Consider the following 15,459-nt stretch of genomic DNA (forward strand, 5'->3'; position numbering starts at 1 on the left):
CACGGCTGCAACAAGTTCTCGTTACAGTGAGTCCGGCGCACACCGGGGGATCACCCCGTCGTCCGGAGACATCCCGGACGTCCGGACGGACGGCGGGGACAGAGAGGCGGAGCCCATGACGCAGGTGACCGACCACGGCGGAGGCGTCCACAGCATCAAGGTCCCGATCCCGGACAATCCCCTCGGCCACACCCTCGTACACCTCGTCGACACCGACCGGGGCCCGGTCCTGGTCGACACCGGCTGGGACGACCCGGAGGCCTGGGACACCCTGGTCGGGGGGCTCACCGCGCTCGGTGTCGCCGTCGCGGACATCCACGGCGTCGTCATCACCCACCACCACCCGGACCACCACGGGCTGTCCGGCCAGGTCCGCGAGGCGTCCGGGGCCTGGATCGCGATGCACGCGGCGGACACCGAGATCGTCCGCCGCACCCGTGCGACGGAGCCCGCCACCTGGCTGGCGTACCTCACGGAGAAGCTCGCCGCGGTCGGCGCCCCCGAGGAGCACCTCGCCCCGCTGCGCGCCGCCCGCGACCGGGGGCGGATGCGCACACTGCCCGGCCTGGGCGCCGCACTGCCGGACCGGGAGATCGTGCCGGGTGAGCTCCTGGACCTCGCGGGGCGCCGGGTACGGGCGATCTGGACCCCGGGGCACACCCCCGGCCATGTCTGCCTGCATCTGGAGGAGGACCACCCGGCGGGTCTGCCCGGCCGGGGGCGGCTGTTCTCCGGTGATCATCTGCTGCCCGGGATCAGCCCGCACATCGGGCTGTACGAGGACCCGGACGACACCACGGTCACCGACCCGCTCGGCGACTACCTCGACTCGCTGGAACGGATCGGCCGGCTCGGGGTCGCCGAGGTGCTGCCCGCGCACCAGTACGCGTTCACGGACGCCGCCGGGCGCGTACGGGAGCTGCTGGAGCACCACGAGGACCGGCTGACCGGACTGCTGGCGCTGCTCGCCGTGCCGCTCACCCCGTGGCAGCTGGCCGAGCGGATGGAGTGGAACCGGCCCTGGGCGCAGATCCCGCACACCTCGCGGTCCATCGCCGTCTCCGAGGCCGAGTCCCATCTGCGGCGTCTGGTGAAGCTGGGGCGCGCGGAGGCGGTGGTGGGCGGCGACCCGGTGACGTACGTCGCGGTGTGACCGAGTCCTCCGGCCCGGCCGCGGGGGAGGTCCCGCGCGCCCCGGTAGAGTGAGCGGGTCGTCATCATGCCCGTACAGGGGGAAGCCGGTGCGAATCCGGCGCTGACCGCGCAACCGTGAACCGCCGCACCGGTGGTGAGCCGGACCACCCTGCCGGCGCGTGACCGGCTCGTGCCACCGGGACCCCGGTGGCCGGCACCGTCGAGGTATACGGGGCCGGAGCCCGGTGCCTCGGTGTGCCCGTGCCCGGCCCTCGCAGGAGAGGCCCAGCCAGCCATGACCGTACGACGCAGCGTCAGCGCGCTCGTGACCACCGCCGTACTCCTGGCCGCCGCCGCCCCCGCCGCGGTCGCCGCACCGAGCCCTTCGCCGTCCGCGAAGGCCGACCTCCCGCCGGGCCTGTACGGCACCGGGGACCCGACGTACGACGGGGTCTGGCGGCAGTCGCTGGCCTTCCTCGCGCAGAAGGTCGAGTACGTCACGCCGGCCACGCAGTCGGTGGAGTGGCTGGTGGGCCAGCAGTGCGACAGCGGCGCCTTCCCCGCGTACCGGGACGCCGGCAGGCCGTGCGACGCGTCGACCGTCATGGACACCAACGCCACCGCCGCCGCCGTCCAGGCGCTCGTCGAGCTCGCCGTGCACCGCGAGGCCGTCGACAACGGCGTCAGCTGGCTGAAGTCGGTCCAGAACGAGGACGGCGGGTGGGGCTACAACGCGGGCAGCCCGAGCGACGCCAACTCCACCGCCGTCGTGATCGGCGCCCTCGCCAGGGCGGGCCTCCTGCTCGGCGACGTCACCACCGACGGCGGCCGCACCCCCTACGCCGCGCTCCAGAGCTTCGCCCTCCCGTGCGGCGGCAAGGACGGCGGCGCGTTCGCCTACCAGCCCGGCAAGGACGGCAAGCTCACCGCCAACGCGGACGCCACGGCCGCCGGGGTGCTCGGTTCGATGGGCAAGGGCCTCGCCGTCGGGAACTCCAACGCGGTGAAGGACCCCGTCTGCACGAAGGGCACCGGCCTCACCCCGGAGCAGACCGCGCAGAACGGGGCCCACTACCTCGCGGGCGCCCTCGGCGCCTCGCCCCACCTGAACCTGCCGCCGATGCCGGGCGCCGACGACACCACGCCGAAGCCCGACTTCGGCAACACCGCGGACGCGGTCGTCGCCCTGGCCGCCTCCGGTCACAAGGACAAGGCGGCGGCCTCGGTCCGGTGGCTGGAGAAGAACGCGAAGGGCTGGGCGCGGCAGGGCGGACCCGCCGCGACCGCGCAGCTGGTCCTCGCCGCGCACGCGACCGGCACGGACGCCCGTGACTTCGGCGGTGTCGACCTCGTCAAGCAGCTCAACGCGACCGGCCCGGCTCCCGCCGCCACCGCCGTCCCCTCGCCGACCGCGAGCGCCCAGCGGCCGAAGGGCGACACCAGCAGCGACGACGGCGCGCTCGGCGTCTGGTGGCTGGTCGGCATCGGCCTCGTCGTCGGCGTCGGCATCGGATTCCTGATCAGCCGGCGTGGGAAGAACCCGCGGCTGTGAGGCGCGCGCGGGGCGGATCACCGCACCGGACACCAAGCACCCCACCGGCCGTCGCCCGCACCGGCGCGGCGTCTGTCACGCGCACCGGCGCGCTGACCGCCGCGCTGCTGCTCGCCGTCGCCGCGGCCGTGTCGATGCTGCTGGGTGCCGGGACGGCGCACGCGGCCGGATACCGCTACTGGTCGTTCTGGGAGGGCAACGGGAAGTCCTGGGAGTACGCCACCCAGGGGCCGTCCCTGGTCCGCCCGGACGACGGCACGGTGCAGGGCTTCCGGTTCTCCGTGAGCCAGGACTCCCAGGACGCGGCCCAGCCGCGCCGGGCCCCCGGCTTCGGGGCGATCTGTGCGGGTACCCCGGCCGAGGACGGCACCAAGCGGGTAGCGCTGGTCATCGACTCCGGTACGGCGGCGGACGCCCCGGACGGGGAGACGCCGCCCGCGCCGCGTACCGCGTGTGCGCGGGTCGGACCGGACGCGAGCACCGCGGAGGCGCTCGCCTCGGTGGCGAAGCCACTGCGGTACAGCGGTGACGCACTGCTCTGCGCGATCTCCGGCTATCCGGCATCGGGCTGCGGGGACCAGGTCTCCGGCGACAGCGGCGGTGACGGCGGCAGGAAGTCGGCCGCGCCCGGGGACGCGACCCCAAACTCGGCGTCCACCGCCGCCCGGGGGAACGGTGACGGGAACGGCGGAAGCCTGCCGTCGGCCGGTGTGCTGGTCGGTGTCGGCGCCGTGCTGCTGCTCGGGATCGCCGCCGTCCTCCAGGCCCGCCGCCGCCGATGACCCGCTCCACCGGCACGGCCCGGCTCCACCGTTCGCTGCGTGCGCCCGAGGCCGACCGCGGCAACGCGCTGCCCGCCGGGGCGTGGTGGCTGTGGGCCCTGGGACTGGCCACGGCGGCTTCGCGGACCACCAACCCGCTGCTGCTCGGGCTGCTGGTCGGCGTGGCGGGCTATGTGGTGGCGGCGCGCCGTACGGACGCGCCGTGGGCCCGCTCGTACGGGGCGTTCCTCAAGCTCGGGCTCTTCGTCGTCGGGGTGCGGCTGCTGTTCTCGATGTTCCTCGGTTCGCCGATCCCGGGGACGCACACCGTGTTCACCCTGCCCGAAGTCCCCCTGCCCGACTGGGCGCGGGGAGTCAGGATCGGTGGCCGGGTCACCGCCGAGCAGCTGCTCTTCGCGCTGTACGACGGGGCCAAGCTGGCGACCCTGCTGATCTGTGTCGGCGCGGCGAACTCACTGGCCAACCCTGCCCGGCTGCTGAAGTCGCTGCCGGGCGCGCTGTACGAGGTGGGGGTCGCCGTCGTCGTCGCGATGACGTTCGCGCCCCACATGGTGGCCGACGTGGTGCGGCTGCGCACCGCACGGCGGCTGCGGGGCCGGCCCGCCGGGGGCATCCGGGCCGTCGCGCAGATCGGCCTGCCGGTGCTGGAGGGCGCGCTGGAGCGTTCGGTCGCGGTGGCGGCGTCGATGGACGCGCGCGGCTACGGGCGCAGCGCCCAGGTGCCGCCCGCCGTACGGCACACCACGAATGTCCTCACCCTGGGCGGTCTGCTCGGGGTGTGCGCGGGCACATACGGGCTGCTGGCCTCGCAGGGGGCGGTGTACGGGCTGCCGTTGCTGCTCGCCGGGCTCGTGGCGGCGATGGCCGGGCTGCGGCTCGGCGGGCGCCGTTCGGTACGGACCCGCTACCGCCCGGACCGGTGGGGGGCGCGGGCCTGGCTGGTGGCGGGCTCGGGTGCGGTGGTCGCGGCCGCGATGATCTGGGCGGGCGGCGTCGACGCGGAGGCGCTGCACCCCGGCGTCGTCCCTCCGGTCGCCCCGGTGCTGCCGCTGTGGCCCGCCGCCGCGACGCTGATCGGGCTGCTGCCCGCGCTGGTCGCACCGGTACCGCCGTCCCCCAACGGCTCCAAGGAGCAGGCGTGATCAGGTTCGAGCAGGTTTCCGTACGGTACGAGGGAACGGACTCGCCGACCCTGTCGGGGGTCGATCTCACCGTGCCCGAGGGCGAGTTGGTGCTGCTTGTCGGCCCGTCCGGGGTCGGCAAGTCGACGCTGCTCGGCGCCGTGTCCGGTCTCGTTCCGCACTTCACCGGCGGGGTGCTGACCGGCCGGGTCACGGTCGGCGGCCGGGACACCCGTACCCACAAGCCCCGTGAACTGGCCGATCTGGTCGGCACGGTGGGCCAGGACCCACTGGCCCACTTCGTCACCGACACCGTCGAGGACGAGCTGGCGTACGGCATGGAGTCGCTGGGCCTGGCCCCCGAGGTGATGCGCCGCCGGGTCGAGGAGACGCTGGATCTGCTGGGCCTGGCCGAGCTGCGCGACCGGCCGATCGCCACACTGTCGGGCGGCCAGCAGCAGCGGGTCGCGATCGGTTCGGTGCTCACACCGCACCCCGAGGTGCTGGTGCTGGACGAGCCGACGTCCGCGCTGGACCCGGCGGCGGCCGAGGAGGTCCTGGCCGTGCTCCAGCGGCTGGTGCACGACCTGGGCACGACGGTCCTGATGGCCGAGCACCGGCTGGAGCGGGTGGTCCAGTACGCGGACCAGGTCGTCCTCCTGCCGTCCCCCGGCGCCGCGCCGGTGATGGGCGCGCCCGCGGACATCATGGCGGTGTCGCCCGTACGTCCGCCGGTGGCGGAGCTGGGGCTGCTCGCGGGCTGGGACCCGCTGCCGCTGTCGGTGCGCGATGCCCGGCGCCGGGCATCGGGACTCCGGGACCGGCTGGCGTCGGTCCGTCCCCCCGCCGTGCCGGCCTCGGCGGGTACGGGGGCCGGCCGGGTGGGCACGGCGGCTGCGGCAGGCGGTCCGGCGGGGGCTCCGGTGGGTGCCGCCCCGGCACCGGCCCGCGGGGCGGTACACCGCGGGCCGCTCGCCCGGCTGCTGGGGCGCGGGAGCGCCGCCCCCGCGCGGGACGCCGTCGCCGACCCCGTCACCCGGGTCGACGGCCTCGGGGTCCGGCGGGGCAGGGTCGAGGCCCTGCGCCGGGTGTCGCTCACCCTCGCCCCCGGTGAAACGGTGGCGCTGATGGGCCGCAACGGAGCGGGCAAGTCCACGCTGCTCGCCGCCCTCGTCGGCATGATCGAGCCCACCTCGGGCACCGTCCTCGTCGGCGGTCTGGCCCCGTCCCGTACACATCCTCGCGAGATGGTGCGCCGGGTCGGGCTGGTCCCGCAGGAACCGCGCGACCTGCTGTACGCGGACACGGTGGCCGCCGAGTGCGCCGCGGCCGACTCCGACGCGGGTGCCGGGGCGGGCAGCTGCCGGGCCCTGGTCTCGGAGCTGCTGCCGGGCGTACCGGACGACATCCACCCCCGCGACCTCTCCGAGGGCCAGCGGCTCGCGCTGGCCCTGGCCGTCGTCCTCACCGCGCGTCCCCCGCTCCTGCTCCTGGACGAGCCGACCCGCGGCCTCGACTACGCGGCCAAGGCCCGGCTGGTGGGTGTGCTCCGCGGGCTGGCCGAAGAAGGGCACGCCATCGTCCTGGCGACGCACGACGTGGAACTCGCGGCCGAGGTGGCCCACCGGGTGGTGATCCTCGCCGACGGGGAGGTCGTCGCGGACGGCCCGACCGGGCAGGTGGTGGTCTCCTCGCCCGCGTTCGCCCCGCAGACCGCGAAGGTGCTGGCCCCGCAGGAGTGGCTGACCGTGACGCAGGTACGAACCGCTCTGGAGGGCACCGCATGACGGGCACGGCGGACCGATCCGGTACGGACGGGGCCCGCGTGACGGGGCCGCCGCACGGGACCGGGGCGAGGGGCGCGGACGCGCCGGCCGGCCGGCGGGCGCGGCCGGTGCGGCTCGGCCCGCGGGCGATCGCCGCGCTCGTCCTGATCAGCGCGATCGGCGTGGCCGCCTTCGGCTGGCCGCTGCTCGCCGGCAAGGAGTTCGGCCTCGCGCACGCGCAGGACGCGCCATGGCTCTTCGGGGCGCTGCTGCCGCTGCTCGTCGGGGTGGTCGTGGCGATGATCGCCGACTCCGGCCTGGACGCGAAGGCGGTCGCGATGCTGGGGGTGCTGGCGGCGGTCGGTGCCGCGCTGCGCCCGCTGGGGGCGGGTACGGCGGGCCTGGAACCGATGTTCTTCCTGATGGTGCTGAGCGGCCGGGTGCTGGGGCCGGGCTTCGGCTTCGTGCTCGGCGCGGTGACCATGTTCGCGTCCGCGCTGCTCACGGGCGGGGTGGGCCCGTGGATGCCGTTCCAGATGCTGTCGATGGGCTGGTTCACGATGGGCGCGGGGCTGCTGCCGGGCCCGGACCGGCTGCGCGGCCGGGCGGAGCTGCTGATGCTGGCTGCCTACGGCGCTGTGGCGGCGTTCGCGTACGGCACCGTGATGAATCTGTACGGCTGGACGCTGGTGACGGGGCTCGGCTCGGGCATCTCGTTCGTGGAGGGCGGCCCGCTGTCCGAGAACCTGACCCGTTTCCTGGCGTACTGCACGGCGACCTCGCTCGGCTGGGACCTGGGCCGGGCCGTGCTCACGGTGGCCCTGACACTCACGGTCGGACCCGCCCTGCTGAGGGCCCTGCGCCGGGCCACCCGCCGCGCCGCCTTCGAGGCCCAGGTCACATTCGAGGTCCCGAAGGGGTGAAGGACCCCACAGGACCTTGGTCCTCCACTACCGGGGGCAGTAGGTCCGAAACCGCACCATTCACCCCGACAAACCCGTATCGACCTGGCCCGATGCGCTTCCTCCCATGAAGGACCTTGGTCCCTGAGTGCGAGGCGAGGTCGTACCGGGGGTCGTTGCGTCGGCCGGACGGCGCCGCTAACCATGGATCACGTCGCCGAGCACCACAGGGCCCGCACCAACGGGCCGAGTTCCACGGGTGCGGAGCGCCGGTCACCTCAGTGCGGTCATCGATCGCCGTGCGGTCCCGACCGGCCGCGACTCCCCCGCCCCCGACGTGAGGTCCGTCTCCCGTGTCGTTCGCCCGCCGCATCCTCGCCCAGCCCCGCACCGCCCGCCGCAGGGGTGTCGTCACCGGCGCCGCCGTACTGCTCGGCGCCTCCGGTCTGGCCCTGGGTGTCACCCCGGCGATGGCCGCCGCCCCGGCCGCCGCGCCGACGTCCGCCGCGGGCGCACAGGCCACGGCGAAGAAGATGATCGACGACAGCTCCCAGTACCAGTGCTTCCACAAGATCGTGGAGCACGAGAGCGGCTGGGACGTGAACGCCTCCAACGCCTCCTCCGGCGCCTACGGCCTGGTCCAGGCCCTCCCCGGCTCCAAGATGGCCTCGGCGGGAGCCGACTGGCAGACCAACCCCAAGACCCAGATCAAGTGGGGCGTGGACTACATGAAGGACCGTTACGGCAGCCCGTGCGGCGCCTGGGACTTCTGGCAGTCCAACGGCTGGTACTGAGCCACCGGCCACACCAACGCACCACCGCATGACATACGAAGCCGTGTGACGTACGAAGCTGCGTGACCGTACGAAGGCGCCTGACCGTACGAAGCCGTGCGACGTACGAAGCCGTGCGACGCAGGAAGCCCCCGACCGGATGTGTGTCCGGCCGGGGGCTTCGGCGTTCCCTCGGACCCGCGTCACGAGCAGCGCCGCGGGCCGCGCGCCTACAGCCTCTGGATGATCGTGCCGGTCGCCAGCGCCCCGCCCGCGCACATCGTGATGAGGGCGAACTCCTTGTCCCGGCGCTCCAGTTCGTGCAGGGCCGTGGTGATCAGCCGGGCCCCGGTGGCGCCGACCGGGTGGCCGAGAGCGATCGCTCCCCCATTCACGTTGACCTTCGCCAGCCCGTCGAGGTCCCCGTCGAACTCCCGCGCCCAGCTCAGCACCACCGACGCGAAGGCCTCGTTGATCTCGACGATGTCGATGTCCTTGAGCGACATGCCCGCCTTGCCGAGCACCGCGCGGGTCGCGTCGATGGGCCCGTCGAGGTGGAAGTGCGGGTCGGAACCGACCAGGGCCTGCGCGACGATCCGGGCCCGCGGCTTGAGCTTGAGGGCCCGCGCCATCCGCTTGGACGCCCACATGATGGCGCAGGCGCCGTCCGAGATCTGCGAGGAGTTGCCCGCGGTGTGGACGGCGGTGGGCATGACCGGCTTGAGACCGCCGAGCCCCTCCAACGTGGTGTCCCGCAGCCCTTCGTCCCGGTCGACGAGCCGCCACATGCCCTGCCCGGCCGCCTGCTCCTCCTCGGTGGTCGGCACCTGGACGGCGTACGTCTCCCGTTTGAAGCGCTCCTCGGCCCAGGCCGCCGCCGCCCGTTCCTGCGAGAGCAGGCCGAGCGCGTCGACGTCCTCCCGGGTCAGGCCGCGCCTGCGGGCGATGCGCTCGGCGGCCTCGAACTGGTTGGGCAGATCGATGTTCCACTCGTCCGGCCAGGGCTTTCCCGGACCGTGCTTGGAGCCGCTGCCCAGCGGTACGCGTGACATCGCCTCCACGCCGCAGCTGATGCCGACGTCGATGACCCCGGCCGCGACCATGTTGGCGACCATGTGGGAAGCCTGTTGCGAGGAACCGCACTGGCAGTCCACGGTGGTGGCGGCGGTCTCGTACGGGAGCCCCACGGCCAGCCAGGCGTTGCGGGCGGGGTTCATGGACTGCTCACCGGCATGGGTGACCGTGCCGCCGACGATCTGTTCGACGCAGTCGGCCTGGATGCCGGTGCGGCCGAGAAGTTCTCTGTAGGTCTCGCCCAGCAGGTAGGCGGGGTGCAGATTGGCGAGCGCACCCTGGCGCTTGCCGATGGGGGTGCGAACGGCTTCGACGATGACGGGTTCCGCGGCCATGAGCTCGTCCTCTCCTCGCACTTCCGCTGGGGCGTCCCGGCACCCACGGAAGGAACTAGTACGCGTTCTAGTTCTGCAAGCAGTCTCATGAGGCTTACCCCCGGTACGCAAGGGGCGTGCACGCACCTTTCGCGTACCTCGTACGGGTCCCGCGCGCCGCACGAGCCCCCGATGGACCCTTGACGAACGGGCATCGGGCCGGGTGGAACCGTGACGGGCAACGGATCCAGCCACGCCTCTTGCCACTTGTAGAACTCGTTACTACCTTTCGGGCAACATCTGATGGGCCGTCAGGGAGTGGCCGTCAGAGAGTTCGCCGCCAGACCTGGAGTGGAGAGGTGCCCATGCGCTGCCCCCATCTGCCCGACGGTTTCGACTTCACCGATCCGGACCTGCTCCAAGCCCGGGTTCCCCACCCGGAGTTCGCCCTGATGCGGCAGACCGCGCCCGTGTGGTGGTGCACCCAGCCCGCCGGGATCTCCGGCTTCGACGACGAGGGCTACTGGGCCGTCACCCGCCACGAGGACGTCAAGTACGTCTCCACCCACCCGGAGCTCTTCTCCTCCAGCACCAACACCGCGGTCATCCGCTTCAACGAGACGATCAGCCGTGACCAGATCGAGGTCCAGAAGCTGATCATGCTGAACATGGACCCGCCGGAACACACCCGGGTCCGCCAGATCGTCCAGCGAGGTTTCACCCCCCGCGCCATCCGGTCGCTGGAACAGGCCCTGCGCAGCCGGGCCCGCTCCATCGTCGAGACGGCCCTCGCCGCCGCGGACGACGACGGCTCCTTCGACTTCGTCACCAACATCGCCGTGGAACTCCCGCTCCAGGCCATCGCCGAACTCATCGGCGTACCCCAGGAGGACCGGTCCAAGATCTTCGACTGGTCCAACAAGATGGCGGCGTACGACGATCCGGAGTACGCGATCACCGAAGAGGTCGGCACGGAGGCGGCCATGGAGATCGTCTCGTACGCGATGAATCTGGCGGCCGCCCGCAAGGAGTGTCCGGCCAAGGACATCGTCTCCCAGCTGGTGGCGGCGGAGGGTACGGGCAACCTCTCCTCCGACGAGTTCGGCTTCTTCGTGATCCTGCTGGCGGTGGCCGGCAACGAGACCACCCGTAACGCCATCAGCCACGGCATGCACGCGTTCCTGACCCACCCCGACCAGTGGGAGCTCTACAAGCGCGAGCGCCCGGAGACGACGGCCGAGGAGATCGTCCGCTGGGCCACGCCCGTGGTCTCCTTCCAGCGGACCGCCACCCAGGACCTGGAGTTGGGCGGTCAGCGGATCAAGAAGGGGGACCGGGTCGGGCTGTTCTACTCCTCCGCCAACAACGACCCGGAGGTGTTCGACTCCCCGGAGAGCTTCGACATCTCCCGCGACCCCAACCCGCACCTCGGCTTCGGCGGCGGCGGCCCGCACTTCTGCCTCGGCAAGTCCCTGGCCGTCATGGAGATCAACCTGATCTTCAACGCCATCGCCGACGTACTGCCCGATCTGCGGCTGCTGGAGGATCCGCGGCGGCTGCGCTCCGCCTGGCTCAACGGCATCAAGCAGCTACAGGTCGGCACGTCGGCCAACGGCTGACGGCGGCCGACCGGCCGGGGACCGGCCACCGGCCACCGGCCGCCGACCACCGGCCGCCGACCACCGACCAGCGACTGACGGCCGACCGCGAACCGCCCGCCGACGGCTGACGGCTGACCGCTGACTGCTGACCGCTTGCGATGTCCGGCGCTGGCTCATCCGCACGGGCCTCGCGGGGCCTCCGGGGCCAGCCGCGGGAGGCGTCGGGGCTGCGGGGATCATGACGTCCATGCATGCCCTGCTCTCCGGCTTCGCCCCCATCTGGACGCTCACCGCGATCGGTTACGCCGTCGCCCGCGGCGGGCTGCTCGGGCCGGCGGCGGAGGCCGTGCTCGGGCGGTTCGTCTTCCATGTGGCCATGCCCGCCGCCCTGTTCATGATGGTCTCCCGCGCCCGTCTCGGCTCTTTCGTGAACCCGTCGATGCTCGCCTTCGCCGCGGGCACGGTCCTCGCCTCCGCGGCCGGCTTCGCCGTGGCCCGGCGCTTCTTCGGACGCGGGACGGCGGAAGGGGCGATCAGCGGCATGGCGTCCGGCTATGTGAACTCCGCCAACCTCGGCATCCCGGTGGCGGTCCAGGTACTGGGGGACGCGTCGTTCGTCGCGCAGATCATCCTGTTCCAGGTGCTGCTCGTCTCCCCGGTGATCCTCACGCTCCTGGACCGCGGCACGGACCGGTCGAGCACGCACTGGAGGGCCGGGTTCCGCCGCGTGCTGACCATGCCGGTGCGCAACCCGATCATCATGGCCTCACTGCTCGGTCTGCTCGTCTCGGCCACCGGGGTGCGGCCGCCCCTCGCCGTGGCCCACTCGCTCGACCTGCTCGGCGCCGCCGCCGTACCCACCGCGTTGATCACCCTCGGGCTGTCGCTGCACGGCCGCCCGGACACGGCGGCGGCACCGGACACGGAGGCGGCCGAGGAGGGGGCGGCAGGGCCGGGGAACCGGCCGGAGGTCGCGACGGTGGTCGCCCTCAAGACCCTGCTGCAACCGCTGATCGCCTTCGCCGTGGGCGGACCGCTGCTGCTGGACCTGCCGGAGCACCAACTCCTCGCCGTGGTCCTCTGCTCCGCGCTGCCGACCGCCCAGAACGCCTTCATCTACGCCCGTCAGTACGGCCTGGACACCAGGCTCGCCCGTAACGCCGTGGTGGCCTCCACGGTGGTGTCGATGGCCACGCTGTCCTTCGCGACATGGGCCCTCGGACCTTCGCGGGGGTGAGCCGTTCGAGCGGCGGAGGGCCTGGTTCCGGCGGATGCCGGTGGGACGCGGCGATCGACCGCCGAAGGGCTACTGCTTGCCACCCGCCATCTCGCCGACCGCCTTTTCATCGGCGCCCTTCTCCGCGCCTTCCGTCCCGCTGTCCGCCGCGGCTCGCGCGCCCGTACCGGCTTCGGCGGCTCGCGCGCCCGTATCGGCCTCCGCGTCCTCCTTGCCCGCACCGGCCTCCGCATGCGGTTTCGCGTTCCCCGCCGTCACGGGTTGCAGCGCCCTGCGCCCCGACAGCAGATACGTCAGCCCGAAGCCCATCGACACGACCAGCGCACCGCCGACCGCGTCCAGCACCCAGTGGTTGCCGGTCGCCACGATCGCGGAGACCGTGAAGAGCGGATGCAGCAGGCCCAGCGCCTTCATCCACATCTTCGGCGCCAGCACGACGATCACCACGCCGCACCACAGCGACCAGCCGAAGTGCAGCGACGGCATCGCCGCGTACTGGTTGGTCAGCGTCGTCAGCGTCCCGTAGTCCGGCTTCGCGAAGTCCTGCACCCCGTGGACCGTGTCGATGAAGCCGAGTCCCGGCATCAGACGCGGCGGGGCCAGCGGGTAGAGCCAGAAGCCGACGAGCGCGAGGAGCGTGGCGAATCCGATGGAGCTGCGGGCCCAGCGGTAGTCGGCGGGGCGACGCGCGTACAGCACGCCCAGGATGGTCAGCGGCACGATGAAGTGGAACGTGGAGTAGTAGTAGTCGAAGAACTCACGCAGCCAGTTGATCTTCACGACCGCGTGGTTGGCCCAGTGCTCGATGTCGATGTGGAGCCACTGTTCGATGGAGTGGATCTGACGGCCGTGCTCCTCGGCGGTGGCCCGGCCCGCGGTCGCCGCCAGCCTGACCTGCGCGTACGCGGAGTAGACGACCCGGATGAGCAGAAGTTCCAGCAGCAGGTTCGGGCGGCTGAGGACCCGGCGCCAGAACGGCAGGAGCGGCACGCGTCTCCAGCGTGACGCTACGGGCTTCGCGTACACGGTGGGGATCGGCTGCTGCCAGTACGTCGAGGTGCGCGACAGGAACGGCGCCGCGCAGGCCGCCCCGAGCGCCGCGAGAAGCAGCACGTTGTCACGTACGGGGAGCAGGGCCCCGATGTTCGGCAGCAGCATCTTCCCGGGCAGCGTGATCACCAGCACCACGACGGCCGGCCAGACCAGCCGGTCGGCGGCCCGCTTTCCGACCCGGCCGACCACCGCGAGGAGCACCCACAGCAACTGGTGCTGCCACGCGGTCGGCGAGACGGCGACGACGACACACCCCGTCACGGCGACGGCGAGGAGCAGTTGGCCGTCCTGCGCGTAGCGCACGGCACGCCGCAGTCCGAGAAGCACGACGGCGGCGGCCAGGACGAGGAAGAGGACGATCTCCACCGGGCCCTCCAGTCCGAACCGGAGCAGCGCCCCGTGCAGCGACTGGTTGGCGAGGCTGTCCGGCCGCTCACCGAGACCGGCGCCCGCGACATGGTGCACCCAGTAGGTCCAGGAGTCGTGCGGCAGGGCGGCCCAGGCCACGGCGGTGCCGACGGCGAAGGTCGCCCCGCTCGTCGCGGCCGCCCTGCGGCGGCCGGTCAGCCAGAGCAGGGCCGCGAACAGCAGGACGGTCGGCTGGAGGGCGGCCGCGATGCCGATCAGGATGCCGGACGCCCGTTCGCCCCGGGCCACGAAGCAGCCGAGCAGGACGAGCAGGACGGGCAGGATGCTGGTCTGGCCGAGATACAGCGCGTTGCGGACCGGCAGCGACAGCATGAGCAGACTGATCGCCACGGGAGCGGCGAGGAGCGTCGTACGGCGGCTGACGGGTGCGGGCAGGGCGCGGGCCGCGACGATACCGAGGGCGGCGACGAGCAGCAGGGAACCGAACGTCCACGCGACCCCCAGCGCCTGCTCGGCCGAGGCGGTGAGTGGTTTCAGGACCAGCCCCGCGAAGGGCGTCCCGGTGAACCGGTCGGAGTCGTACAGGGACCCCGGCACATGCAGGACTCCGTTCTCACCGATCCATGTCTCCAGGTCGGTGAGTCGTTCGCCCGGTGGTTGCCGGAGCACCACCGTCATCTGCCGTACCGCCAGCACAGCCACGACCAGCCAGAGCACGATCCGGGTCATCCCGGTCCTCGTCTCCGCGTCCGTGGCCGCGTTACCGCGCACACTGTGATCCGCATTCGCCACGCTGCGCCGACCCTCCCGCCGTTCCATGCACTGCCCCTTCGACTCGGGGACGTGCGGATGAAGCCTCGCATTGCCCTATGAGGTAGACACAATCAACCCCCTCTTCGCCTGACTGTCACCGCACTTTTGTCCGAAAGAATGCTCGAACGACATGATCCACGCGGAACGGACAGGCGTGGGACCGGCGACAGCGGAGCGGGCGGGCGGCAGGCCGACACCCGGATCGCGTGACGTGCCGGGGTCGGTCCTCATGGACCGGTGTGCCCCCGCCTGCCGCGTAGGGGGCAGCGGAACCCCCGCCCGGCGCACGCCGAGCGCGAGGAGCTGTTCGGTGACGTGAACAGTCGTACGCAGGGTGAGGCGAGGGACCCCGAGCGGCTCCCGGCCCCAGCTCCCGGCCCCTGGCTCCCGCAGGACGAAATCCTTTCGTCATCCGCTCACGCGCTTGTCAGAATGAGCCACATGACGTGGATCGTGACCCCTGAACACTTCGACTCCCCCGACGCGGCCGTGCTGCGCCGGGACTACTACGACGAGGTGGCCAGCCGCTACTGGCAGCGGCCCGCCACCGCCGCGGAGATCGACGAGGGGCTCACCGACGACGGCGTCGACCTGCTCGTACCGCCGACCGGGCAGTTCGTCGTCGGCCGCTACGAGGGCAGGCCCGCGAGCTGCGCCGGGTTCGTGGTGACGGAACCGGACGCGGGGACGGGGGAGCTGACCCGGGTGTTCGTACGCCCCGAGTTCCGGGGCACCGGGGGCGGCGGGCAGCTGCTGGCGGCGATAGAGAACGCGGCGCGCGCGTTCGGGCTGCGGCAGCTCCGGCTCGACACCCGCAACGACCTGGTCGAGGCGCGCGGTCTGTACGCGAAGCACGGCTATCAGGAGGTTCCGGCGTTCCACCACCGCAAGTACGCGGAGCACTGGTTCGCCAAGGCGCTGTGACACGGGACGGGGTTCACGGGACGGGGTTCACGGGACGGGTTCCT

General features: G+C 72.6%; 12 protein-coding genes. 10 read left to right on the forward strand and 2 right to left on the reverse strand.

What is annotated here, in order from left to right; all coding sequences use genetic code 11:
• Positions 1–115: 115 nt before the first annotated feature.
• The 7 genes from OG251_RS11220 (at position 116) to OG251_RS11250 (ending at position 8,051) form a co-directional block, all read left to right on the forward strand.
• Positions 116–1,153, forward strand: coding sequence for an MBL fold metallo-hydrolase (locus tag OG251_RS11220; protein WP_326677024.1), 1,038 nt, complete (start codon positions 116–118; stop codon positions 1,151–1,153).
• A gap of 276 nt (positions 1,154–1,429) precedes the next feature.
• On the forward strand, positions 1,430–2,686 hold the full coding sequence (locus OG251_RS11225) for a prenyltransferase/squalene oxidase repeat-containing protein (protein ID WP_326677025.1): 1,257 nt from the start codon (positions 1,430–1,432) through the stop codon (positions 2,684–2,686).
• A 134-nt stretch (positions 2,687–2,820) separates the two neighbouring features.
• Complete coding sequence (locus OG251_RS11230) at positions 2,821–3,468, forward strand: SCO2322 family protein (protein ID WP_326681222.1); 648 nt, start codon at positions 2,821–2,823, stop codon at positions 3,466–3,468.
• Positions 3,465–4,610 carry an energy-coupling factor transporter transmembrane component T gene (locus OG251_RS11235; protein ID WP_326677026.1) on the forward strand — a complete coding sequence of 382 codons (1,146 nt, stop codon included), beginning with the start codon at positions 3,465–3,467 and terminating at the stop codon, positions 4,608–4,610. Before OG251_RS11230 ends, OG251_RS11235 begins: the two co-directional genes overlap by 4 nt.
• Entirely contained in the window at positions 4,607–6,376 is a 1,770-nt protein-coding gene (locus tag OG251_RS11240; RefSeq protein WP_326677027.1) for an ABC transporter ATP-binding protein, read from the forward strand. Before OG251_RS11235 ends, OG251_RS11240 begins: the two co-directional genes overlap by 4 nt.
• Positions 6,373–7,278: an ECF transporter S component gene (locus OG251_RS11245; protein WP_326677028.1), complete on the forward strand. Its 906-nt coding sequence runs from the start codon at positions 6,373–6,375 to the stop codon at positions 7,276–7,278. Before OG251_RS11240 ends, OG251_RS11245 begins: the two co-directional genes overlap by 4 nt.
• Before the next feature lie 332 nt (positions 7,279–7,610).
• Positions 7,611–8,051, forward strand: coding sequence for a transglycosylase SLT domain-containing protein (locus OG251_RS11250; protein ID WP_326677029.1), 441 nt, complete (start codon positions 7,611–7,613; stop codon positions 8,049–8,051).
• Positions 8,052–8,260: 209 nt separating this feature from the next.
• Here the strand turns inward: OG251_RS11250 and OG251_RS11255 are convergent, their stop codons facing one another.
• Entirely contained in the window at positions 8,261–9,439 is a 1,179-nt protein-coding gene (locus OG251_RS11255; RefSeq protein WP_326677030.1) for a steroid 3-ketoacyl-CoA thiolase, read from the reverse strand.
• A 344-nt stretch (positions 9,440–9,783) separates the two neighbouring features.
• Between OG251_RS11255 and OG251_RS11260 the strand changes: the two genes are divergently transcribed.
• Together OG251_RS11260 and OG251_RS11265 are read left to right on the forward strand one after the other, a co-directional pair.
• On the forward strand, positions 9,784–11,037 hold the full coding sequence (locus OG251_RS11260; RefSeq protein ID WP_326677031.1) for a cytochrome P450: 1,254 nt from the start codon (positions 9,784–9,786) through the stop codon (positions 11,035–11,037).
• Between the two features lie 229 nt (positions 11,038–11,266).
• Positions 11,267–12,256 (forward strand): AEC family transporter, encoded by a 990-nt coding sequence (locus OG251_RS11265; protein ID WP_326677032.1) that lies wholly within the window; start codon positions 11,267–11,269, stop codon positions 12,254–12,256.
• Between the two features lie 69 nt (positions 12,257–12,325).
• On the opposite strand, the gene OG251_RS11270 is transcribed toward OG251_RS11265, so the two are convergent.
• Positions 12,326–14,497, reverse strand: a complete 2,172-nt coding sequence (locus tag OG251_RS11270) for a bifunctional glycosyltransferase 87/phosphatase PAP2 family protein (RefSeq protein WP_326677033.1) — start codon at positions 14,495–14,497, stop codon at positions 12,326–12,328.
• Positions 14,498–14,932: 435 nt separating this feature from the next.
• On the opposite strand from OG251_RS11270, the gene OG251_RS11275 reads away from it, so the two are divergent.
• The gene (locus OG251_RS11275) at positions 14,933–15,415 is read left to right on the forward strand and encodes a GNAT family N-acetyltransferase (RefSeq protein WP_326677034.1); all 483 of its coding nucleotides are present in this window, start codon (positions 14,933–14,935) and stop codon (positions 15,413–15,415) included.
• Positions 15,416–15,459 lie beyond the last annotated feature (44 nt).

The sequence above is a fragment of the Streptomyces sp. NBC_01237 genome (assembly GCF_035917275.1).
In the GTDB taxonomy this organism is placed as follows: domain Bacteria; phylum Actinomycetota; class Actinomycetes; order Streptomycetales; family Streptomycetaceae; genus Streptomyces.